Source organism: Kordiimonas aquimaris, from assembly GCF_025574485.1.
Lineage (GTDB): Bacteria > Pseudomonadota > Alphaproteobacteria > Sphingomonadales > Kordiimonadaceae > Kordiimonas > Kordiimonas aquimaris.
The window spans coordinates 16,918-39,767 of record NZ_JAOBPO010000003.1 but is presented as its reverse complement, the minus strand read 5'-3'; the positions used below and the strand labels follow the sequence as shown (position 1 = coordinate 39,767).

Here is a 22,850-nt window from a genome sequence, read left to right as displayed (position 1 = left end):
TCCAGCACCTGCTCCCGATCCTGATCCAGCACCTGCTCCCGATCCTGATCCAGCACCTGCTCCCGATCCAGCGCCTGCGCCTGCGCCTGATCCAGCACCTGAACCTCAACCGGTTCTCGCTGCAGAAGCCGGGATATATGATGTGCTACCTTTGGGCGAATCTTTCACACTAGATGGATGTGGTTCATCTTTTGAAACCGAAGCATTTTGTAACCTGGTGGATACTTCAGCTTTTGAGCTTGTTTGGATTTTTGATGGCGACATCATAGGCACTGGTGAAACATTACTCGTCAACACTGGTAACGGTACACCTTTTGGAACAACAGGTGGCTACAATGTTACCTTGGAAGTCCGTTATGATGGCAGCATCGGAGATGATCGCTTCTTTGACTTTGTCACTGGCGGTAGCCTGTTCTTGCCAGGCGATATTAACCTGACGAGTTCTGATACAGCGCTTATCCGACTGATTGCGACAGTACCTGAACCATCTAGTTTGTTCTTACTGGCTCCAGGCTTGGCATTCGTTGCAGCACGTCAACGCCGGCGCAAAAAGGCACTTAACTCTAAATAGGGCTATACTCTTTAAAGCATGCAAAAAAATAAAAGGCACTCAATTTGAGTGCCTTTTTAGTATCTAACAAAATGGTTTTAATTACATTCCGTATTCATCAACACCTGATGAAAGCAAACGCGCTAAACCTAGCACCTTTTTACGAATACGCGGATCGGCAATACGATAATAAGCATCAACCAATTCTTGTGTTTCTTCGCGATCAAAAACACCGTCCCCCACAATATCTTCTATGGAGTCATAACCTGGTAATTTGGTTTCAGCACCTTCAAAAAAGTAAGCAACCGGTACATCAAGCGTTGAAGACATTCGAAACAATCGGCTTGAGCCAATTCTATTTGTTCCTCGTTCATACTTTTGTACTTGTTGGAAAGTCACGCCTAATTCTTGTCCTAGTTGCGTCTGGGACAAACCAAGCATTTTTCGCCGCGCTCGCACGCGTTGACCAACATGAATGTCTATTGGATCTGGACCATCTATCATTTTATTCCTCTTCGGTCTTAAACGCCCCCTAAAAACTGCAGTAAAACATCCAGAATAATATCTGTTACAATTCTACTACATTCTCTTTGCATAGATAATATCAAAGAGAAGAGCATTACCCCCTCGAGCAAAACCTACTTTAGCAGAATTTTTTTATTTCCGCTACAGTTGTATTTTTCTCGCAGGTAGAAATTTAACATAAATGATCATTTAGTAGTTTAACTTCTAAACTAAACCCTATTATTGCAAAGATTTCTGAACCAATTCCCTTACATCATCACTTAAATTTTCAACATTAAGTAGCTCTTTTAAACTATCAATCATTAGTGTTTGCCGTATGCTGTCTAATCGCTGCCAGCGACATAATGGAGCAACCATTCGCGCTGCTGTTTGTGGGTTAATTTTATCAAGTTTTTTAATAACATTTGAGAGCATGCTATACCCTGCTCCATCGGCAGAATGAAATCGAACTTGATTCATCATAGTAAAACTAGATACCAACGATCTAATTCTATTAGGGTTTTGATAACTGAAAGCCTCATGACACATTAAATGTTTAACCGTATCCAAAGTGTCAAGCCGCTTACTTTGCGCTTGAACAGCAAACCATTTATCGATAACCAAATCATCAGTCTGCCATTGCTCGTAAAAATGCTTCAGAACGTCCTCACGCTCTACATAATCACTATCACTAATCAGCATTAGCGCGCTTAGTTGCTCAGTCATTGTACTTGCTTTGTAAAATTGGCTGAGAATTTCCTCTTTTGCGCTATCTCTGGCTTCTGATTTGCCCCTAATCATATAGGAAAGTAAAACACTACAAAGGCGGCGCGCGCCTTTTGCACTTTGTGTTTGACCAGCCGTTTGGCTCTTAAACATAGCAAATAAATTGTTTATCGATTGCTCATTATCGTTAGCTAGTTTACCTAGCAAACTTTCTCTTGCATCGTATATGGCATCAGGCTGTAACGTATCCTGTAGCTGGCCAAGATAAACCTCCGTTGGCAGTGTTAAAAGCTCAGCCATAAAAGACAAATCGATATTCTCTTGCTGAAGAATTGTCGAAAATGCACTTGCAATAAGCTGGTATTGTTCATCAACAATTGACATTTCACCTTCAACAATATTCAGAATATATGACGATGCTAATTCCTGAATAGCTTGCCAGCGCGCATATGCATCACTGTCATGCGACACTAGAAATGCTTTTTCTTCATCACTAATATCCGAAGTAAGGGTGACTGGAGCCGAAAAACCCCGATGCAGGCTAGGTACACAGTCTTCTGGTACATTATAAAACTTAAATTCCTGTTCCTGCGCTGTTACATCTAACAAGCATCCATTTTCAGTCCAATTCACTTTTTCACTTACATCAGGAAAAATTGCCTCACCCGCTTTGTCAATCCAACCAACCATAAAAGGAATATGAAACGGTGCTTTTGATGATTGACCAGGTGTTGCCATACAAGACTGTGACACTTTCAATATAACATCATTACCATCGCGCTTCCGAGATACATCAATTGATGGAGTTCCTGCCTGACTATACCAACGGCGAAATTGCGTTAGGTCTTTTTGACCAACCCTTTCCATAACATCAACAAAATCAGCGCATGTGGCTGCTTGTCCATCAAACTCGGTTAAATATTGCCTAACAGCCGTATTAAAAGCCTTTTTCCCAAGTAGCGCCTGTATCATTCGAATAACTTCAGCGCCTTTATTGTAAACGGTTGCGGTATAAAAGTTATTTATTTCCACATAACTTTCAGGACGAATTGGGTGTGCTAATGGGCCTGCATCTTCTGGAAATTGTATCATTCTCAATACGCGAACATCTGCAATACGCTTAACGGCACGTGATGTCATATCGCTAGAGAATTCCTGATCTCTGAAAACGGTAAGCCCCTCTTTCAGGCTCAACTGAAACCAATCACGGCACGTTACGCGATTACCTGTCCAATTATGGAAATATTCATGGCCAATAACGCCCTCAACATTATCAAAGTCGGTGTCTGTTGCAGTTTGCTGATTAGCTAGGACATACTTTGTATTGAATACGTTGAGTCCCTTGTTTTCCATTGCTCCCATATTAAAATCTGAAACAGCAACAATGTTATATGTGCCGAGGTCATATTCCAGTCCATATTCGTCCTCGTCCCACTTCATCGAGCGTTTGAGGGACTGCATTGCATAGTCACATTTATCTAAATCCGGCTCACGAACATAAATATTAAGAGCCACTTCTCTGCCACTTTTGGTAACGTACCTATCGCTGTAAGCCGATAGCTTTCCAGCGACTAGTGCAAATAGATACGATGGCTTTGGATAAGGGTCATTCCAGCACGCATAGTGGCGATTATTATCAAGTATGCCATTTTCAGTGTTATCACCATTAGACAACAAAACCGGATACTCATCTTTATCAGCTTCAATTCTAACCGAGTAAACAGCCAACACATCAGGCCGATCAATATAATAGGTAATATGGCGAAAACCTTCGGCTTCACATTGTGTGCACAAGTTACCACCTGATGCATATAGTCCTTCTAGTCGGCTATTCTCTGCAGGCTTCAAACGGGTAGTAATATCAATGATAAATTCGTCAGGCACGTCATTAATGGTTAAATTAGCGCCACCCAGAGTATATAAAGCTTTATCTACTGCCTCACCGTCAATGGAAAGGTTGAGTAGCTCCATATATGGACTACCATCAAGTGCTAACGCATTAGTGTTATTACCATTTCGTTTAATAAAAGACTTTGCGTGAACATCTACATAGTCACCATAGATTTTAAAAGTCAGCGTTATATTATCAATAAAGAAAGCCGGCGGTTGATAATCCGCCAGCTTAATTTCTTGTTTCGGAGAAGCCATCATTGATGATGCATCCATGAACTAATTCCTTTTGCGACGCTGCCGTCCTTCATCTATTGCGTAATCAAGCGGCAAAGCCGTTGTATATTTTATGCGTTCCATAGCAAAAGAAGAACTGACATCAGTTAACTGCACTTTCTTGATAAGCTTTTTATAAAAGGTATCATAAGCTGCCATATCTGGAACAACTACGCGCATTAAATAATCAATCTCGCCGCTCATACGGTATAACTCTACAACCTCAGGGAATTCACAAACAATGCGTGCAAATTCATCCAGCCATTCAAAGCTATGTTCATTGGTGCGGATCGCAACAAAGACATCAAGTGGCACATTAATTTTATTGCGATCGACAAGTGCAACTCGCCGCGTGATATAGCCTTCCTGCTCTAAAATCTGGATTCGTCGCCAGCAAGGTGTCGTCGATAAGCCAACGATTTCAGCAATTTCAGCTGTGCTTAAAGTAGCATCTTTTTGCAGCAAATTAAGAATTTTACGATCAATGTCATCCATAGCCTATCCTTAATGGTATTAAAAACCAATTTGATGATATTTATTAGCAGATTTTTATATAAATAAAAGAAAAAGCCGAGCTCAAATGAACCCGGCTAAAACTTTCAAAGATAAGTCATAACTTTTATCTTATTTGCTACGCTGAAAAAGCAAATTATCTAATGATACTTTGCCAGCACCCAAATATAGAACACCAATTAATGCGGCAGCCCAAACAATGTGATCGGCAAAAGAGCCAGGGTAAACAATTTGAATAACAGCCGTCATAATCAGCAATCCAAATGCTCCAAAACGTGCACCTAAACCAAGCATAAGCATAATCGGCAAGAATGTTTCGCCGTACAATGCCAATTGAGCGGCAAGTTCTGGATCAAGCAAAGGTACCTGATATTCGTCTTCAAAAAGCAATGCTGCATTCTCGCTAGGTGACAAAAACGCAGAAATATCAGCACCAAAACCTGGGGCAAATGCTTGCTCAATTTTTTGCGTCATTCCTGAGTCTGGCAATAAAGTGTCAGCAAATTCTGTAAGTTCAGAGATGTAATAGCCTTCATCCGAAACCACTACGTTTTTAAAAACCTGAAATGTTGCATCATCCGGGGAAATTTCTTTTAAAGTTTCCAAAGCATCATCAAGTTCGATCAATGGATCATTATCAACCGCAGAAGCTTTTGTTCTACCAGATTGGTAAAATATCTTTGCAATCCACATACGTAAAAATAATGAAACAGCGTCCTTAACGCTTAAAGTATTTTCAAGTCGTTCAAAAACGCCTTTGACTGTGTTCACAATACTCATTGTAATTCCTCTATTTATGGAGAAACAGTAAATTCAAAACTCTATAACTGTTTCACCAGAATTTTCTTTTGCTGCAGCATCAATAAAATATCTTTATCTTCAGTATTTAATGATTCCGTATTAATGACCCCCAGGTCTTCAACTTGCTCAAGTAATACTGCCTCTGCCTTATCAAGGCCAATCAATGCAATCTCACCGTCACGTAATAATGCTACAACCGTTTGTCCGCCTTGTTCCAGGTGCACAGCTTCAGGAGGTAGTTGTCTAGTCGCAACCGACCATAAACTCATAAGCGGAAATGTACTTTTGACAAATTGCACATTGTTACTAACAACGTATCTATCGCGCTCGTCACCAATTTCATATACAAGTTCATTGATCTGTTGCAATGAATGCAGCGCCCATTCCAATCGAACTATATCAGCTATATACGGTAGTTGTTCGCTAACCTGATGATCTGATAAGAATTGCGAAAACCGCTCACCGTAACCAGACAATGAAGCCTCTTCGGGTGGATATGCGGCACAGAACTCTTTCAAAGCTCCCTTAACAAAAGCATCCCCAACGAATGCTACTAGTGCAGGAAATATACCTGACAAGCTATTCGAGAGTGTTTCACGAAAATTATTAAAATGTATTTGCAAACGCTGTTCTACAGGAACACCGCTAGTCTCAAGCAAACTAGCAGAAAAGGCTGTTTCAACTTCTCCAGTCAAAACTGCATTCTTAAAAGCATCCTGAAATGCATGGTACTCATGCCGCTCCATAACGAATTTCCTCATCACTGGAGTCATTCATCATGATAGCTTCTGCTTTCTTCGCTTCTGTCATCAAAACATCAAACGAAGGGATGTTAGTATCCCATTCAAGAAGTGAAGGACGCGGTCCAAACTTGATTATTGCCGCTTGATACAAAGACCAAACATCATCCACGACATGGCTTCCATGATCATCGATCCGCACTTCAGAACCGCCTACTTCCTTAACGGTATGCCCCGCCAAATGGATTTCACCGACATGCTCACCAGCAATTTCATCAAGGTATGCATGCGCATCAATATTATTGTTTTTTGCAGACACATATATGTTGTTAACATCTAATAGCACACCGCAACCCGTTTTTTTCGCAAGGGAGTTTAAGAAATGTGGCTCAGGAATGTCCGTAGTGTTGAAAGACACATAGGTAGATGGATTTTCAACAAAAATCTGCCTACCTATCGCATCCTGCACAATATCAATATTTTCAGATACAACTGCGAGCGTTGTCGCATTCAAAGGTAATGGTAATAAATCATTCAGGTAATGGCCACCATGAACAGACCAAGCCAAGTGCTCTGAAACCAGCCATGGATTATAACGATCAACAACTTCTTTAAACTTTGCCAAGTGCGTTTTATCAACACCTTCAGCAGACCCTAAAGACATGCCGACGCCATGAACGGACAAGCAATACTTTTCAGCGATAGCCTCAAGAAAGCGTATATGATTGCCGCCTTGCATCATATAATTTTCAGCATGAACTTCAAAAAAGGCCAGCTCTGGCTGACCTTCTAGAACATCCATATAGTGCTGAGACTTAAGCCCAACACCGATAGGAAAACGAGCCTCGGGCGGATTTAATGATTTTATATCTGTCATGTCATCATGTCCAAGGCTCGAAAAATAATTATGCTTTAGGTGTAGTTGAACCACCAGCAATGCGGTCACAAAGACCTTTTGCAACATATAGCCACTCTTCAGCGTGGTTGTCAGTTTTAGCTTGACCTGCACAGCTGTGAGTTGAAGTACCACAGTCGTTCATGCCTTTAGCAACAACACCGTAGCATTTCTCTTTTTTAACTTTTTTGTCAGCAGCAGTTGCTGTACCAGCAGCTACAGTCATAGCGAAAGCAACAGCACCAGTAGTTGCAACAGCAGTTTTTGCGATACGATTGAATTTCATTTTTAAGTCCTTCACGATAATTCTAAACCTCGTGGCGTACACTGTGTTCGAGCAATGCCGCCCTCGTTCTTTAGACGGTAATCCGTCATGCACCTAATATTACAGCTATCAAATGAAATGAGAAATGATATAAGCATCACGAGTATGTGAGTCAGGCTTTACTATAAAATATACTATATAAAACAATATGTTAATTATAAATATTTTTTACGATAAAGAATTTATAGCTCACGATAAATACAGTGCATGTAAAAAAGACTAATGATTTGACATACACGTGATGAAAATCATAACAACTCTTGTCATTTTTATAGATCATGCTTTCCGGTTTGAGATCAACGACCGGTAAAATCATTCCTATAATCACGCATAAAAGTCTGTAATTTTTCAACGCTGGCAATCTGAGTAGCAATCGCACCAAGTTCACGGCCGCTAAGCTCTTGATCATTTGTGAGCAACTCAAAAGCGAGAGCAAAATCACCATCACGCATTTGATTTCCATACCTACGCCGCAACTCAATAAGCCCTGCTCGGTCTTCAGTAAAACTCATTGCAATTGACAATCTGATCAAATTCAACCGTTGCAAACCCGTTAACGCTTGATTTCGGCGCCATCCATCACCTAGAAGCTTTCGAATTGTACTGCTTAACCTTGTCCAGTCTTTACCGCCCCAATAAGCATCAGCACGCAATACCTCAGCATCAGCGCTTTGGTCATCTTCAATCAACACTTCGGCTTCTTCGTAACTTTCCAACTCTATTAGAGCTCTTGCTTCAACATGACGCCTATCCGCCAGAATATCTTGTGGCAACCTTGGTTCACGGGTTGCCCGCAATGTTTCTAAAGCGCGTTGGGGTTCTCTTCCCAAAATATAAATTTTCGCCAGGTTCGCCGCGATTTGAGCGCGTGCGGCACCTTCAGTACGTGCTTGCACTTGATACTGTAGCAGCTCCGCGGCTCTATCCAGCAGATCGACAGACACTAAACGGTCAGCTAACCTTCTAATCATCAGGTCACCGTCGCTGCCTAGAGGTGTCAATTCGCGGAATTTATAAAACAGACTAATTGCACCAATTGGTGTTAACTCATCGGCCCTACCATTTAGAAATAATGAACGAAAGACTTCACCCATGCGTATAGACATTCGCATGTCACGTGCAATATCAGGGTAATAGGACACACCTTGGCGTAATGTTTCCAGCCCAGATTCAAATTGTGATGTCTCGAAGTACAACTCAGCGAGATCATTTAAAAGTAGACTTTCAAAACGATCGCCTCGCCAAGCATATCGCAATCTTTCCAGTTGATCGATCGCAACATCAGGACTGATATCGCCATTTTTAAGGCCAAATTTAACCCGTGAATATCGCGCACGAGCGGATATCCATCTTTCTGGCGATTCAGTAAGATCATCATACTGTGTTAGAGCTTCATCAAGCTGGCCTTGCATTTCTGCAATGCGCGCACTCTGGTATACAGTTTCTGAGAGTTGTGCTTCGGTTAACGTCAGGCCGTTCATTAGGTCAAGTTCTTGCTGCGCTAGCTCCAGGTTGTTTGTCTCAATTGATGCGCGAATGACCGCTAATTGTAATTCCGCCCGGTCATACTCATCATATGTACCCATCACATCTTTGCCGCGACGATAAAACTCTAATGCTTGTTCATTCTGCCCTCGTGCTTCAGCTACCATTGCACGCCACAATTCAGCATCTTGTTCTGCAGCTAATTCTGGAACGGCGAGATCTGACGCTGCTTCACTTAACCGCCCTTGTTTAAAGTTAGCAACACCGCGAACAGCCCTAAATTCACTATTTTGCGTAAGCAATTCGTCTTGCCTTAACATCATCGTTAAAACACCAATTGCCTCTGCCGCACGGCCATGGGCAAGATAGTATCGTGCTAATTTCCATCGGACATCGTTAGCATTTTCGATATCTGCTAGCGAAAGCTCATATAACAATCGAGATTTGTTTTTTCTGTATTCCCAGCTTTCACCAATGCGCCATGTTTCAAAGTCTATTAGCCTGGAAAAGCCGCCATTCAAGTCACTGCCAATGCCTGTTGATCGTGATAAACGGGATGCAGACAACAGGTTATTTCCTGTTGCGCGAATAGCCACACCATCCCGGAATCGTTCAACCACAACATTGTCCGAAAGTGGGCTAACAGCTATTCCTTGAGAGGTTTCAAGCAGTTCAGCGGCGGCATAATTGTATTTCTGCGCCATACCAGTGCTTTGACGCAAAACAGGTAATACGACGAGCAAATCGCCAATATCAGGATCTTCAAATTCGATCCTACGTCCCACATCAGACGCTTGAATGAATATTTGCTGCCCCTGTACTTCGTCTTCACGTCGTGTTGGTCTTAGCGGAAAACGAGGCTTCGCGGGTGTATCTTTTAGGTAAAGATGCCAAGTAGACACTTCTCGTTCGACAATAAAGTTCTGGTTATCACGAATGTTCATACGCAGAATGAGTGCATCTTCATGTGGCCGTTGTTCAACACGCCTTATCCTCCGGGAAACCTCCCTTCCCCCTTCCTGAAAACCTGTTGGGTCAAGTGCAAATGGTTTGTCAAAGACAGCCCAGAGTACACCGCCGCGCTCAAATACTGCGGCTGAAGCCTCACTCGGTAAGTTGAAACTGACTTTAATGCTGTCCTCTAAAGCTTCTGTTCTGACATCGACAGTATTCGTGCCATCATCCACTGCCTCCATGTTACCGATTTCAATGGCGCTAACATTCTCGCGTAAACTTTCATCAACGTCAGTCGTTGTGTCTTGTTGTGCGGCAATTAATGGTTCCATATCCGTCTGTGCTGTTTCATCGGCAAGCGGTTCATCATCACTGTCTGAATTCGCAGCATCAACTATCGGATCGTCCGTCGCAGGTTCACCGTTACTCTGTGGTTCAGTGTCAGCATCTCTATTGGCTGAGCCAACAACAGTTTGAACCGGCAAAGGGTTGGTCGGGCCTGTTTCTTCAGAAGATTCCGTATTTACAGGGTCTGCGGCGGCCTCGCCTGTCGGCGCCACTGTTTGACTTTCCTCATTACTGGATGCACCTGTGGTTGGCGCAAGGCCTTGATTGGTAGAAGTAGCTGGCTGTGTTAATAACTGTCGAACTGAACGATCAAGTGTAACGTTTTGATCCCCTCCATAAACATCAACAATCACATAATCACTTGAGCGAAAGTCTCTCGGGTTTACGCCCGGTAACACATCGAAAGAAAGTGACGTATTTCCATTTGATTGTGATACGGCAGCGCGACCCACTTGCACAAGTGAGGCAGCTGTTAATGCACTCGTATCAACAGCAAATGTTCCATCAACATTTATTGTCAAGGTACGACCACTCAAGTTAACCGAATAATTTGACGTAGCAGGAATATCAATAACAAGGCGGCTATAGTTTGACTGTTGTGCAGCTTGTAAGGTCAATTCATTATTTGACGGCTGAGCCAAGGCAACAAAAGCAAGTGTATGGAGCCAAACAAAGACCAAACTATATTTGATAATATTTAGAGACCTAGAAAACATCAAACGGTCCTCTTTCAACGCCTTCATTCACTAACACAAAATCAATACGTTCCTGTTGTTCGAGTTCTTCAATTGTTGCTCTCGAACCTACCCGCGTAAATTTACTGTCACCATGGCCAACAACAGTTATCGATTGATAGTAGCCAGCATCAGCAAAAATGCCTGCAACCAGTTGTGCACGGGTAATTGAAAGCTCCCAATTGGAGCGGAATTTGCCATTAACAACAGGCTGATCGTTTGTGTGTGTAGCGATACTCAATCTATTTTTGATTTGGACGAAAGAGCCGGCCAGCTCTTTAACTGCGTCAACCGCCCCATCTTTAAGCAAACTATCTTTGTTATTGAATAAACCCTTAGCCGGGATAGATATAATTACCCGGCCATCATCACGAGTAACCGTCGCTCCTTGAAGGTTGCTATTTCTGGCGACGCTGGTTTCTACTATTGCACGAAGATAATTCAAATTAAGACCCCGCAATCCGGTTCGTGCAATAGTTTCCTCTACATCGTATTGTTTTGGCGTGACCGCAGATCGTGCAGCATTAAACTGACCACGCATTGTTTCAACAACATCACCCCAACTTCCAGCTTGTATTGTGCTCATTGAAAACACCAATACAAAAAACGTAAGTAACAACGACAACAAGTCGGCAAATGTGAGCATCCAGCCCTCATTTGATTTCGCTTGGCCAATTTTTTTAAAGGAACTGCGTTGCATTAATTACGCCCCGCAAAAATAGGGTCTACACTATAACCTGATGGCTGATGGCGAAAAATAATCATCACTTCATCTTCTGCTATCTGTGCAAAACCAGAAGCAAAGTCGCGAAGGCTTCTTTCCTCCACATAGCGTGCAAATGATCCTGCCCTACGAACAGCAATCTGTTGCGTTCGCGTTAACTCTCTGTCTGTTGTTCCTAAGCCTTTACCAAATAGAAGAACCATCTGTTGCCTACTGCCGTAGGGTGCATCTTTCAAAGACTGCAATATTTGATCGATAACAGGATGGATTGATGCACGCACTAAATATGACCCTGGCTCATATAGATATGTAACAGGTAATTGAACCTGATAAATATAGCCGTCCGAAACATCAAATTCGCCAGGAATGTCAAACTCAGAAACAAAGGATGATTGGATAGCAACAAGGACAGGATCCGCAGAGGCCAAAGCTAAATCTGATAGGTAACTATCCGGCTCTATATCCCCTCTGCTTTCATTAAAAACTGTATTGACGCTATCCATAGCTGCCGACGCTTTATCGACAGACTGTTGCGAAACAGATGTAAGAATAATGAAGAACGCGAGCAAAATAAGATACAAAGCGACAAAAAGCCCGAGAGTGCTGTCGCTTCCAAAAACCTTACGATTTGTTTGCTCTTCAATATACATTGTTTACATACTGCTTTTCAGTGAAATCAGTCAAAACTAGCCAAAATAGCGTCAATTTCAGCCTGGCTGTTACCTTCACCTTCAAGCTGGGGTCCATGAAGTAAATCATCGCTGTTTACTGCTACGCCGTCGAAATCAACTTCAATTTCCTCTTCAGGAGGAGCAACAAAGTCGTCACCAATAGCTTCAGCTAAAGCGCTTAACCTTTCTTCAAGTTGATTAAGCGTGCGAGTGACCTTGGTTACACGTTGGCCTGTTAAATCCTGAAAACTAGATGCTTGAAAAAGGTTAGTCGAAATAACCTCAAGTTTTTCGCTGGCCTCTCCCTCAATAGTCTCTGCAATGGCGCTGATACCTTCAGCAGCGTCAAGAATGGATGAAGCCGCCTCTTCCGTTGAATCCACAATGGCGTCCAATTGCTCGCCCGCATCAGGAATATCACGGTGCGACAATGATTTTGGCTGCATATCAATAAGTTCAGATTTAGCAGCGCCTATAAAAACTAATAATTCCTGCAATTCGGATGAAATTTTCCCCAAGTCATCACCTTGAGTAGTTCCCTCTACAAGAGCGCCTACGATATTGGCGATTTCGCCGACGGGAACAGCATCCCCTCTTTCCTTGCGCAACGCTTCTACACGTTCATCTAAATCAATTACTGTTGCCTGTTTCGCCATATTATCACTCCTGAGCCTAACCTGAATTCGTACCGCTTAATTACTTGCTATGTCGTTAATACCAGGTGGCTGAGCTTTCGTTGCAAGTTCAGTAGTTAAGATTGAAGCTTTTTGAGGTGTCATTTTTTCCATCAGAGATGCAACTCTGCGCGGGTTCATCAACTGCACCAAATCCAATTGTGTTTGAAGTGCTAAGGCTTCAAAACGCGGCGCTGCTTCCTTTGGCTTCATAGTTTCATAAATCCGAACAATACTTTGTAATTGCTCGGTTTCTTTCTCTTCAAAAAGTCTTAGGTGGCTTTTTATGCGTTCTTCAAGTTGCTCAAGTTGACCAATTTTTTCATTGATCCGTTTTTCAGTACTTTCAAGCAATCTCTCTTGAATATCGATTTGCGTTTCACGCGTTTCCAATTCAACGCGGCGCTGTCGTAATTGCGTAATAAGTTCCATTTCTTCATTATCAGGTAATCCAACAATGATCGGAGACCTATTTTCCGGAATTGTATTATTCGGCTCTTCAATAGCATTGTCACTAGCATCTTGCGCTGCTTCGTTCTGCGTTTCGTCACTAGAGTCCTGATCCTGCGCTTGAACAGGCGTATTAAGAAGTTCAAAGCCTGTATAAATATCAATTACACGAACGCTAAGAGCCAATACTGCTGTCGCTACAACTATTGGGAATAAACGCAAACGCATGCCAAAAGATTTAACCATATGATCAGTCCCTACCTTCTATTTAAGTGCGCTAGCGTGCTTCGCGAAGCGCCGCTAAAATGTCTCGTTGTTGTTTCTTGGAAGATTTAGTGTCTTTTGCCGTTTTACCGCGTTGATCTTTGTCATTATTATTTGTAAGGCCAAACTCAATACGATCCGCAAGGTTATTACCTGCTTCAGTAATCAGGCTAAGTTCATCAGTTATTATGGTGGCTTTACGCGTTTGTTCTTGCAGCTTAACTTCAACTTCGGCAGCTGATTGCTTAAGAGATGCAACACTTCGCTGCGCTTCCACTACTGCAGTATTCAGTTGCCCTACAAGCTCACGCAGCTCAGCCTGGCCACTTTTGATTGTGCCAAGTCGACGGTAAACAACAAGACACACAATAATCACAGCCAGCAATAAAAACGCGAGTACACCATCAATAATTATCGAAGACATGGGTCCCATTAGCTGCTCCCCAACATGCTATCGTCTCCTAAATTTAGTCTGTCTGCGGTGTTACGCACCATAACAGCTACGTGCTGCCCTGCACGGCCAAGCGCCCCACTTACCATTGGAACATCACCGCATTTAAGAACAACTTCGTCTGTTGGTGTTTTATTAAACATAACGGTTTGTCCAACCTGCAAGTTCATCACATCACCTAGTGACATTGTCGTTTCATCCATAACCGCCATAAGGTCGACGTCAGCGCGCCATAATTCGGTTGCCAAATGGGTTTCCCAAATCGTATCCCGACCGAATTTTTCGCCCATAAAGCGCTGTAACAACAATTCACGCACAGGTTCGAGGGTTGCGTATGGGAACAAAATCTCACAACGACCGCCACGATCTTCCATATCTACACGTAACTTGATAAGAACCGCGGCATTAGGTGGGCGAGCAATTGTCGCGAAACGCGGGTTTGTTTCCAGCCTGTCAAAAGTAAAGTTTACAGGGCTTAACGGCTCGAATGCGCCACACATATCTTTCAGAATTACTGAAATCATGCGCTCGACAAGCGTTTGTTCAATAGTTGTATACGGGCGCCCTTCAATCCGCATTGCTGCCGTACCACGGCGCCCGCCAAGTAGAACATCAACAATTGAGTAAATCAGGCTAGAATCGATGGTCATCAATCCATAGTTATCCCATTCTTCAGCGCGAAAAACACCAAGCATGGCAGGGAGAGGAATTGAATTTAGATAATCTCCAAAACGTACTGAAGTAATGTTATCTAGCGAAACTTCAATATTATCCGATGTAAAATTACGAAGAGATGTAGACATCATTCTAACCATACGGTCAAAAACGATATCTAACATTGGCAGCCGTTCGTATGAAACCAAAGCGCTATTTATTAGCGCATGAATGCCCGTTGTCTCGCCTGCATCACCGTCGCCGTCAAAACCAAGTAAACTATCAATTTCGGTTTGATCTAGAACACGGCCAGATGTTGGACCATCCTCATCTTCTTCTTCAGAATCACCAGCCATGGCTTCCCATTCGGCGGCCATTTCTTCATTGTCATCGTCAGAAGAATTCTCGTCTTCATTTTCACCTTCACCAGCCATCGCTTCCCATTCAGCAAGCATCGCTTCTTCATCAACTGGTTCTTCGTCGTCCGCCATTGGCAGATCCTTTGTCTAATTAGTCATATTTGTTTGAAACAAAACCCTAGCCCTGCACCAGAAACTGCTGAAACAAAACATCCTTTACACGAGTAGGTGCAACCGCTTGGTTAATCCGCATTAGAAGTTCTTCCTTCAATCGAAAAATACCTGCAGCACCGTCCAGGTCTTCAGGCCTTAGCTCACGCATATATGTATTAAACTCATCAAGAATACGTGGCATTTTTGTTTCAATATCAGCACGGTAACTTTCACGGTCTACCTCAAGAACAATCTTGGCCGCCAGAAAACTATTGCCCTGGCCACCCGTATTTAAATTGAAACGCTGTTCTTCCAGCTCAACAAACAAGAGCTCAAGGTCTTCGTTTGAACGATCTTGCTCTAACTGAGCTTGGTCACGACGATCTGCAGCTTCTTGCGCCAACCTTTCAATTTCCTGATCTTCAGCAGGCATTTCAGCGTCATCACCGCCAAAAAGCATCGAAACACCAAGCAGTGCAAGCAATCCAACAAGCGCACCACCTGCTACGACAACAAGCGTTTTTCCGCTGAAGCGCTTCTTTTCAAGCCCTTCAACCAGTTCCGCTTCACCAAGCGTTTCTCCAAGATCCTCTGCCATAAATCCGCTTTCCTTATAGAACACTCAACATGCATTTATGTTGGAAACAAATTAAAATAAGTCTCAAAAATCAATCACTACATTTATAAAGAGTGTTCAAAACCTTCCGTACAATTTGAAAATTAGTTAAATATGGTTAACAAGGCGTGAAGTTTTACGGAATTATCGGACTATTTTAACGCGATCAGGCAAATAATTGCCAAGCTGATCATATTTGCCCAGCGCGGGAAATTTTTGGTCGGCATTTTTATTCATTTCAAAACAAAATATAATATGAAATCAGTCCAACATGCTGAATTACATAGACTTTAATTGTTGGCACGCTTTCTGCTTTTTAATGGGTAACAAATCCGGGTTAATCGGATTGTCTGCAAAAGCAGGAGAGAAAAATGGATACCGCACTTTTTGTCGGTTTGGCTTATAAATCAGCGTTGAAGAGACGCTTGGATGTGGTTGCACACAACGTTGCAAACATGTCTACAACAGCATTTAATAAAGAGCGTGTCGTTTTCAGGCAGCATCTCGTTGATGCTCCGGGCGCAGCAGGAACCAGCGGTGGCAAAATCGCTTATGTTCTTGACCATGGCGTCGTGAGAAATCTGGATATAGGCGCTCCCGTTCATAGCGGAAATCCGCTTGATGTTTTCATACAAGGCCGTGCGTACCTGACGGTTAAAGGGTCTGATGGTGAAACAGTATACACCCGAAATGGGCGTATGCGTATTGATGCAGAGCAATATCTAACAACACTTAACGGAGAACGTGTCTTAGACGACAGCGGTCAAGAAATCCGTTTCGATGATGATGATATAAATTACGATATTGCCAAAGATGGCACCATCTCCACCAATAATGGTGAAAAAGCAAAACTGGGATTGGCAACCTTTGCCAATGAACAATCGCTTAAGCGCCGCGGCACATCACTTTACGAAACGGATCAGGCTCCACGTGAAGTTGAAGAACTGACCGATGTAACCGTTCTCCAAAAAGCATACGAAAGCTCAAACGTTAACGCCATCGAGTCAATGGTTGAGATGATTGATGTCAGTCGCGCTTACCAAGCAGCAAGTACTCAATCCAAAGATTATGAAGACATGAGAGAAGACGCACTTCGTCGTCTAGGCCGTGTTCAATAACCGCCTAGCGTGAATGATGAAAGGATAAGACTATGAAAGCACTCAGTACTGCAGCCACAGGTATGTTGGCCCAGCAACTTAATATTGAAGTTATATCAAATAATGTGGCCAACTTGAATACAACAGGTTTTAAGCGCCAACGAGCAGAATTTCAGGATTTGCTTTATCAGAATGTTGAACGTGTCGGTGCAAATTCATCAGATGCAGGTACGGTTGTTCCCAGCGGCATTCAAGTTGGTGTAGGTGTTCGTGCTGCAGGTGTCTACCGCATCACTGACCAAGGTAGCCTTCAAAATACGGCAAATACATTCGATCTAGCAGTGAATGGTCGTGGCTTCTTTAACATCCAATTACCTGACGGACAGGATGCTTTCACCCGCGCAGGCTCTTTTCAAATTGACCCAACCGGGCAACTTGTAACGCCGCAAGGGTATGTTGTGCAGCCTGCTATCGTCATTCCAAACACTGCTACCGATGTAACAATCAATGAACAAGGCCAGGTTGAATATCAAGAAGACGGCGCAACGGTACCAACCGTTGCCGGTACAATCAACCTCGTCACCTTTGCCAATGAAGTTGGTCTGGAAGCAATAGGCGGCAGTTTGTTCCTTGAAAGCCAAGCATCAGGTGCACCTGTTGTGAGCACACCGGGTCAACCAGGTTTTGGTACAGTTCTTCAGGGCTTCCTCGAGCAATCAAATGTTAATGCAGTGTCCGAGATTACAGCAATGATCTCTGCACAGCGGGCATATGAACTGAACTCACAAGTAATTCAGACAGCTGATGAGATGCTTCAAGCTGCTGGTAACCTTCGCTAATAAGGCATAACCAATGATTTTAACGTCATATACATGTAAGAAGTGGTTATTAGCGACCAGCTTAGCACTTGGCACACTTTTAACGCCAACAGCGATGGCCGCTGAATTGAAAGAAGACCTGACCGTTTCTGGAAAAACAATATCCATCGGTGATATTTTCACCGATGCTGGCGAAAAATCAGATGTGATTATTTTTGAGGCCCCTGCTCCAGGAAAATCAAAATCTATCTCTGCATACGACTTACAGCGTATTTCAGATACCCATGATTTAGATTGGGAACGTCCGCAATATTTGAAACGTGTTCGCCTAACAAGACTCTCATCATCAATAAGCAATGATGACCTTGTTAGTTATGTACACGAAACGGCAATTTCTCACGGTGCCAACCCGGATAGTCAAATCAGGTTGTTTGGGAGAAACACCGGACTTGTTGTACCGATTGATGCAACAATGGCAGACCTCTCTTTTGAACAGTTTTCGTTAAATGACAAACGCGATCGCTTTACATCGGTATTACTTGTGCCATCGGGTGGTAATGTACCCAAAAAAATAAGCATGTCTGGTGTGATTGAGGAAGTACGCGATATCCCGGTTTTCAACCGAAGCATTCTGCCCGGCGAAACCATTGCCAAGAGTGATATCTCCTGGGTTGAATACCCGGCTAGCCGCCTCAACAATCGTGCCATTCTCTCTCACAAACAATTGGTAGGAATGACTGTTAGACGTGCTGTGCGCCCAGAAAAGCCGATTAATACCAATGATGTAATCGAACCTGTTGCCGTTAAAAAGGGAGCTCCCGTTACTATGGTTGTTCGCAGCGGGTCAATCATATTAACCGCAAGCGGCCAAGCACTTGAAAATGGCAGCATTGGGGAGACCATCCGTATCTTAAATTCAAAATCACGCCTGACCGTAGACGCAAAAGTCATGACAGCCGGTCAAGTGGAAATAGTGTCAGGCCCTAATCTCGCATTAGGTCCTCAGTGAATACCGTGCACCCATCTAAGAATTGGAGAAACATAATGTTTAGCACACTTACCAAAAACCTGGTTACAGCTACTGCTCTCTTTAGTTTAGCGGCATGTGGCAGCGCGGGGCGTATTGCTGACATCGGCAAAGAACCAAACCTGACACCTATAAAAGACATTAAAGCGCCGCTTGCACAGCGTTCTATCAGCCTACCTATGCCTACGAACGAACCAACACGGCATCAGGCCAATTCTTTGTGGCGTACTGGCGCACGTGCATTCTTTAAAGATCAACGTGCAGCAAGGGTTGGTGATATTCTAACAGTGAATATTGCGATATCTGACAACGCTCAAATCGGCAACACGACAACTCGTGCACGAACAACAGCAGAAAACGCAGGGTTAACCAATTTCCTTGGTTTTGAGCAGAGATTACGTAATTTCTTACATGGTTCAGCAGCAATTGACCCGACAACAGGGCTACCAGTTACAGGTGCGAATGATACGCGCCCCGATGTTACGCCTGGTTCACTTATAGGTGCTGACTCAACAACATCCTATAATGGAACAGGATCAGTTAACCGAAGCGAAGCAATTAATATGACTGTTGCCGCTATCGTTTCAGAAGTACTACCAAACGGCAATATGGTTATCCAGGGCCGGCAAGAGGTTCGTGTTAACTTCGAAAAACGCGAATTGTTACTAGCAGGTATCGTAAGACCTGAAGATATATCTTCAAACAATACGATTTCACATACCCAAGTTGCCGAAGCGAGAATTTCTTATGGCGGCAAAGGTCAAATTACCGATGTCCAACAACCACGTTATGGGACCCAGTTGTATGACATCGTATTCCCGTTTTAACACCTAAGGAGGAGCTAACTAACGACTAGTACGAACTATTGAAATAAGCCAAACTTTTATTCTGTATGCATTTTGCTACAGTGGCCGGTAACCCAGAAATGGGCCCGGCCTCTTTTTTTGGAAAACTGTTAGTCGTCGCGGTGAACTTTTTCAGCGCGTTCATGCGCTTCTTGTGCCTCAATCGTCATCGTTGCAATTGGACGTGCATCCAAACGACGCAAACTGATTGGCTCTCCGGTTACATCACAATAACCGTATTCACCCTCATCAATACGACGAAGAGCTGCATCGATTTTTGAAACGAGTTTACGTTGACGATCGCGTGTGCGGAGTTCAACGGACCAATCAGTTTCAGATGACGCACGATCAGCAATATCCGGCTCGCGCAGATTATCTTCCTGCAAATTCTGCAACGTTTCAGCAGACTCGCGTTGAATATCATCTTTCCAGGCAATTAGCTTGTTGCGGAAATACGCAAGCTGTTTCGGATTCATAAATTCTTCTTCAGAAGACGGAACATAATCAGAAGGAATATCAATCTCAGCTACCGTAGTGGACATAGTCACTCCCTAACAAATACTGTTGTCCAAACCATTCGGAATTACCGAAGGTAGCGGGTTTTATAAAGATATCTGTTGTCTGAAACAAGGCGAATTATTACACGCGAAGAAGAACACATTTCTGCACAAGAAAAACCGGAAATAAGTATTTGAAATTAAAGACCTAATTTTGCCAATTCAACCTCAGCACGCAGCTCTATATCCAACAATATGTCATTCAATTTTTCGTCAGATTTCAATTCTGAAGCATCATTCTGCCGATGATTGCGTGCTAAATCAGCGAGACTCTTAAGGCCTGCCGTTGAAATAGAGCCAAGCAGTATCCCTCTTCTCACTTCCTCAAGAAGATCAAGCATGTCATTTGCTCTGGATAAACCTTTTGAACGACCATCAGTACTGTCAGGAACTTCCTGTAAAGCAAGTAGAGTGTTTAGCGGCGTTAGTCGATTGGAACCACTTACATTTGTGGTCGTCTCTGTTTTTTCGCCGCCAATACTTTGCGCAAAGCTATCGCTACCGGCAACTTGTTTTTTTGCCGACTTCTTGATCGATGTAGACTGAATTTGGCCAGGGCCGGTAATCTTCATGAGAATAATCTATGCGCTCATGTATCTAAGGGCAAGCCCTGCAATTAATACAGGGAAAATAATTCCTCTTCAATCCTACACCTGTATAAACAAATTATAAATTACCTATATAATTCAAATGATTAACAAATTCACACAAACTGGCACAGTTTTCGCTTTTTACACACATGAAAAGTTAACTTAGGCAAGTTTGCACCACTAACAAGCGGAAGAGAATAAATGCCAGTTTTTAATAACACATTACGACTGATCGCTTTCCTTGTTTCGGCTATGCTTTGCGCTGAACAAGCAGCTAATGCAACACCGTCCCGCATTAAGGATATTGTTTCAGTTGAAGGCATTCGCGAAAACCAACTTATTGGTTATGGTCTTATTGTCGGTCTGAATGGTACAGGCGACACATTTCTGAATGTGCCTTATACACAACAAAGCCTGACAGCAATGTTGGAACGCTTGGGAATTAATTCAAAAAACCAGGTGATGCGCCCTGAAAACATAGCGGCTGTTATGGTAACGGCTAATCTTCCCTCGTTTTCACGCCAAGGTACACGCATTGATGTATCCGTCAGTTCTATGGGCGATGCTGAAGACCTCAAAGGCGGCACACTCATCGCCACACCACTTCTTGGTGCAGACGGCGAAGTTTACGCTGTTGCTCAAGGGGCTGTCGCTGTAGCCGGGTTTAGCGCGCAAGGTGAAGCTGCATCAATCGTCCAAGGTGTTCCAACCAATGGCCGCATTGCAAACGGCGGCATCGTTGAGCGCGAACTGCCATTTGAGCTTTCGGATATGAACGCCGTGAAGCTTTCTCTCCACAACCCAGATCTTACAACTGCACGACGTATCACGGCAGCTATTAATCAAACACTTGATACATCAATGGCCCGTGCGCTTGATCCTGCGACAATCCAACTGGAACGCCCAGTAGGCTATCCATTGGCAATGGTTGATATCCTGACCAACATTGAACAAATATCAGTAACACCTGACCAACGTGCACGTGTTATTATCGATGAGCGAACAGGCATCATTGTTATTGGCGCAGATGTACGCATTGCCTCGGTTGCTATCGCGCAGGGTAATTTGACAATCAGCATTAGCGAAACCCCCCAAGTTTCTCAGCCTGGTGCCTTTGCACAAGGCGGCCAAACAGAAGTAGTTAATCGCACCGGTATTGAAATTGACGATGGCAGTGACAAACGCCTTACCGTTCTTGAGCCAACAGTCACACTTCAGGAGCTGGTTGACGGACTGAACGCTCTAGGTGTTGGGCCACGTGATATGATTTCGATTTTGCAAGCAGTAAAAGCTGCTGGCGCCATGCAAGCTGAAATTCAGGTGATGTAATGCAAACTGCATCAATCACAGCAGCCCAAGGCCAGTTAATTCAGGCACAGATCAACGCCAGCAAAACAAATACGCTGGATAGCGTCAGAGGCCTTGATAACAAAGCAGCGCGTGAAACGGCTGAGAGTTTTGAGGCGGTTTTCCTATCCCAAATGCTGAAACCTATGTTCGATACACTTTCCACAGATGGAATTATGGGCGGCGGCAAAGCTGAAGGCATGTACCGTGACATGATGGTTGACGAAGTTGGTAAATCCATCGCCAAAAATGGCGGCATCGGCATTGCTGACAGCATTTACCGTGAAATTCTGAAGTTACAGGAAGGTTAATATGCCAGAGCAAACTGCTACCCTACCTGAAGAATTAAAACCAGTAGCATCACGCTTGACTGGCCCTTGCGCAAAACTCGCTAAACTTACAACGGCGTTAAGCGAATTAATCCGCCGGGAAACCTCTTTTCTAAAAGAGAGAAAACCACGTGAAGCACAACAGTTACACGGTGAAAAAAGCCGGCTGATGGCTGAGTATAAAAACACGATGAGTCAACTGCAGGTTAATGAGCATTTATTAGGCTCAAAAGATTCAGCTGAACGTAAATATATCAAGTTTCTGACTGATCGTTTACGTGAAATACTACGCGATCATGCGCGAATTGTATTAAGGCTCAAATCTGTTGCAGAAGGTTTGATTAAAAGCGTGGGGGATGAAGTTGCAAAACAAAATCGCCCTGTTCTTGCATATGGGAAAACAGCATCATATCAGATACCTCGGTCAGCACGCCCCATGTCACTTAGCCTGAATCAGGTTATATAGATGCAGCCGGTAAAGCC

The 22,850-nt window shown here is 43.4% G+C and carries 25 protein-coding genes; 8 read left to right on the top strand and 17 right to left on the bottom strand.

What is annotated here, in order from left to right; translation table 11 throughout:
- On the top strand, positions 1-571 hold a 571-nt coding region (locus OEU88_RS09895), incomplete at its 5' end, for a PEP-CTERM sorting domain-containing protein (protein ID WP_262695006.1).
- Between the two features lie 81 nt (positions 572-652).
- Here the strand turns inward: OEU88_RS09895 and OEU88_RS09890 are convergent.
- The 15 genes from OEU88_RS09890 to OEU88_RS09820 all read right to left on the bottom strand — a co-directional run bounded on the left by OEU88_RS09890 (position 653) and on the right by OEU88_RS09820 (position 15,739).
- Positions 653-1,054, bottom strand: coding sequence for a helix-turn-helix domain-containing protein (locus OEU88_RS09890; protein WP_262695005.1), 402 nt, complete (start codon positions 1,052-1,054; stop codon positions 653-655).
- A gap of 240 nt (positions 1,055-1,294) precedes the next feature.
- A complete protein-coding gene (gene pepN / locus OEU88_RS09885) occupies positions 1,295-3,946 on the bottom strand; it encodes an aminopeptidase N (protein ID WP_262695004.1) in 2,652 nt (883 codons plus the stop codon).
- Between the two features lie 3 nt (positions 3,947-3,949).
- Entirely contained in the window at positions 3,950-4,441 is a 492-nt protein-coding gene (locus tag OEU88_RS09880) for an Lrp/AsnC family transcriptional regulator (protein ID WP_262695003.1), read from the bottom strand.
- 129 nt (positions 4,442-4,570) lie between these two features.
- A complete protein-coding gene (locus OEU88_RS09875; RefSeq protein WP_262695002.1) occupies positions 4,571-5,239 on the bottom strand; it encodes a DoxX family protein in 669 nt (222 codons plus the stop codon).
- A gap of 41 nt (positions 5,240-5,280) precedes the next feature.
- Positions 5,281-6,006: an HvfC/BufC N-terminal domain-containing protein gene (locus tag OEU88_RS09870; protein WP_262695001.1), complete on the bottom strand. Its 726-nt coding sequence runs from the start codon at positions 6,004-6,006 to the stop codon at positions 5,281-5,283.
- Positions 5,993-6,877: an MNIO family bufferin maturase gene (gene bufB / locus OEU88_RS09865; RefSeq protein WP_262695000.1), complete on the bottom strand. Its 885-nt coding sequence runs from the start codon at positions 6,875-6,877 to the stop codon at positions 5,993-5,995. Before bufB ends, OEU88_RS09870 begins: the two co-directional genes overlap by 14 nt.
- Before the next feature lie 28 nt (positions 6,878-6,905).
- On the bottom strand, positions 6,906-7,181 hold the full coding sequence (locus OEU88_RS09860) for a BufA1 family periplasmic bufferin-type metallophore (protein WP_262694999.1): 276 nt from the start codon (positions 7,179-7,181) through the stop codon (positions 6,906-6,908).
- A gap of 335 nt (positions 7,182-7,516) precedes the next feature.
- Positions 7,517-10,723 carry a tetratricopeptide repeat protein gene (locus OEU88_RS09855; protein ID WP_262694998.1) on the bottom strand — a complete coding sequence of 1,069 codons (3,207 nt, stop codon included), beginning with the start codon at positions 10,721-10,723 and terminating at the stop codon, positions 7,517-7,519.
- Complete coding sequence (locus tag OEU88_RS09850; protein ID WP_262694997.1) at positions 10,713-11,441, bottom strand: OmpA/MotB family protein; 729 nt, start codon at positions 11,439-11,441, stop codon at positions 10,713-10,715. Before OEU88_RS09850 ends, OEU88_RS09855 begins: the two co-directional genes overlap by 11 nt.
- Entirely contained in the window at positions 11,441-12,115 is a 675-nt protein-coding gene (locus OEU88_RS09845; protein WP_262694996.1) for a hypothetical protein, read from the bottom strand. The genes OEU88_RS09850 and OEU88_RS09845 overlap by 1 nt, the downstream gene beginning before the upstream one ends.
- A 26-nt stretch (positions 12,116-12,141) precedes the next feature.
- On the bottom strand, positions 12,142-12,792 hold the full coding sequence (locus OEU88_RS09840; RefSeq protein WP_262694995.1) for a protein phosphatase CheZ: 651 nt from the start codon (positions 12,790-12,792) through the stop codon (positions 12,142-12,144).
- 36 nt (positions 12,793-12,828) lie between these two features.
- Entirely contained in the window at positions 12,829-13,506 is a 678-nt protein-coding gene (locus OEU88_RS09835) for a MotE family protein (RefSeq protein ID WP_262694994.1), read from the bottom strand.
- A gap of 31 nt (positions 13,507-13,537) precedes the next feature.
- Entirely contained in the window at positions 13,538-13,957 is a 420-nt protein-coding gene (locus OEU88_RS09830; RefSeq protein ID WP_262694993.1) for a DUF6468 domain-containing protein, read from the bottom strand.
- Positions 13,957-15,120 carry a flagellar motor switch protein FliM gene (gene fliM / locus OEU88_RS09825; RefSeq protein ID WP_262694992.1) on the bottom strand — a complete coding sequence of 388 codons (1,164 nt, stop codon included), beginning with the start codon at positions 15,118-15,120 and terminating at the stop codon, positions 13,957-13,959. Before fliM ends, OEU88_RS09830 begins: the two co-directional genes overlap by 1 nt.
- A 46-nt stretch (positions 15,121-15,166) precedes the next feature.
- Positions 15,167-15,739, bottom strand: a complete 573-nt coding sequence (locus OEU88_RS09820; protein WP_262694991.1) for a flagellar basal body-associated FliL family protein — start codon at positions 15,737-15,739, stop codon at positions 15,167-15,169.
- A gap of 389 nt (positions 15,740-16,128) precedes the next feature.
- On the opposite strand from OEU88_RS09820, the gene OEU88_RS09815 reads away from it, so the two are divergent.
- From OEU88_RS09815 to OEU88_RS09800, 4 genes are read left to right on the top strand one after another with little or no spacing between them, the layout of a single operon-like run.
- Positions 16,129-16,875, top strand: a complete 747-nt coding sequence (locus tag OEU88_RS09815; protein WP_262694990.1) for a flagellar hook basal-body protein — start codon at positions 16,129-16,131, stop codon at positions 16,873-16,875.
- A 32-nt stretch (positions 16,876-16,907) separates the two neighbouring features.
- A complete protein-coding gene (flgG, locus tag OEU88_RS09810) occupies positions 16,908-17,693 on the top strand; it encodes a flagellar basal-body rod protein FlgG (protein WP_262694989.1) in 786 nt (261 codons plus the stop codon).
- Between the two features lie 13 nt (positions 17,694-17,706).
- Positions 17,707-18,681 (top strand): flagellar basal body P-ring formation chaperone FlgA, encoded by a 975-nt coding sequence (flgA, locus tag OEU88_RS09805; RefSeq protein WP_262694988.1) that lies wholly within the window; start codon positions 17,707-17,709, stop codon positions 18,679-18,681.
- Positions 18,682-18,716: 35 nt separating this feature from the next.
- Entirely contained in the window at positions 18,717-19,526 is an 810-nt protein-coding gene (locus OEU88_RS09800; RefSeq protein ID WP_262694987.1) for a flagellar basal body L-ring protein FlgH, read from the top strand.
- A gap of 128 nt (positions 19,527-19,654) precedes the next feature.
- On the opposite strand, the gene dksA is transcribed toward OEU88_RS09800, so the two are convergent.
- On the bottom strand, positions 19,655-20,086 hold the full coding sequence (dksA, locus tag OEU88_RS09795; protein ID WP_262694986.1) for an RNA polymerase-binding protein DksA: 432 nt from the start codon (positions 20,084-20,086) through the stop codon (positions 19,655-19,657).
- A gap of 155 nt (positions 20,087-20,241) precedes the next feature.
- Entirely contained in the window at positions 20,242-20,673 is a 432-nt protein-coding gene (locus OEU88_RS09790) for a flagellar assembly protein FliX (protein ID WP_262694985.1), read from the bottom strand.
- Positions 20,674-20,892: 219 nt separating this feature from the next.
- On the opposite strand from OEU88_RS09790, the gene OEU88_RS09785 reads away from it, so the two are divergent.
- From OEU88_RS09785 to OEU88_RS09775, 3 genes are read left to right on the top strand one after another with little or no spacing between them, the layout of a single operon-like run.
- Positions 20,893-22,020 (top strand): flagellar basal body P-ring protein FlgI, encoded by a 1,128-nt coding sequence (locus OEU88_RS09785; RefSeq protein WP_262694984.1) that lies wholly within the window; start codon positions 20,893-20,895, stop codon positions 22,018-22,020.
- Positions 22,020-22,349 carry a rod-binding protein gene (locus OEU88_RS09780; protein WP_262694983.1) on the top strand — a complete coding sequence of 110 codons (330 nt, stop codon included), beginning with the start codon at positions 22,020-22,022 and terminating at the stop codon, positions 22,347-22,349. The genes OEU88_RS09785 and OEU88_RS09780 overlap by 1 nt, the downstream gene beginning before the upstream one ends.
- Position 22,350: 1 nt before the next feature.
- A complete protein-coding gene (locus OEU88_RS09775) occupies positions 22,351-22,833 on the top strand; it encodes a hypothetical protein (RefSeq protein ID WP_262694982.1) in 483 nt (160 codons plus the stop codon).
- Positions 22,834-22,850: the final 17 nt, after the last annotated feature.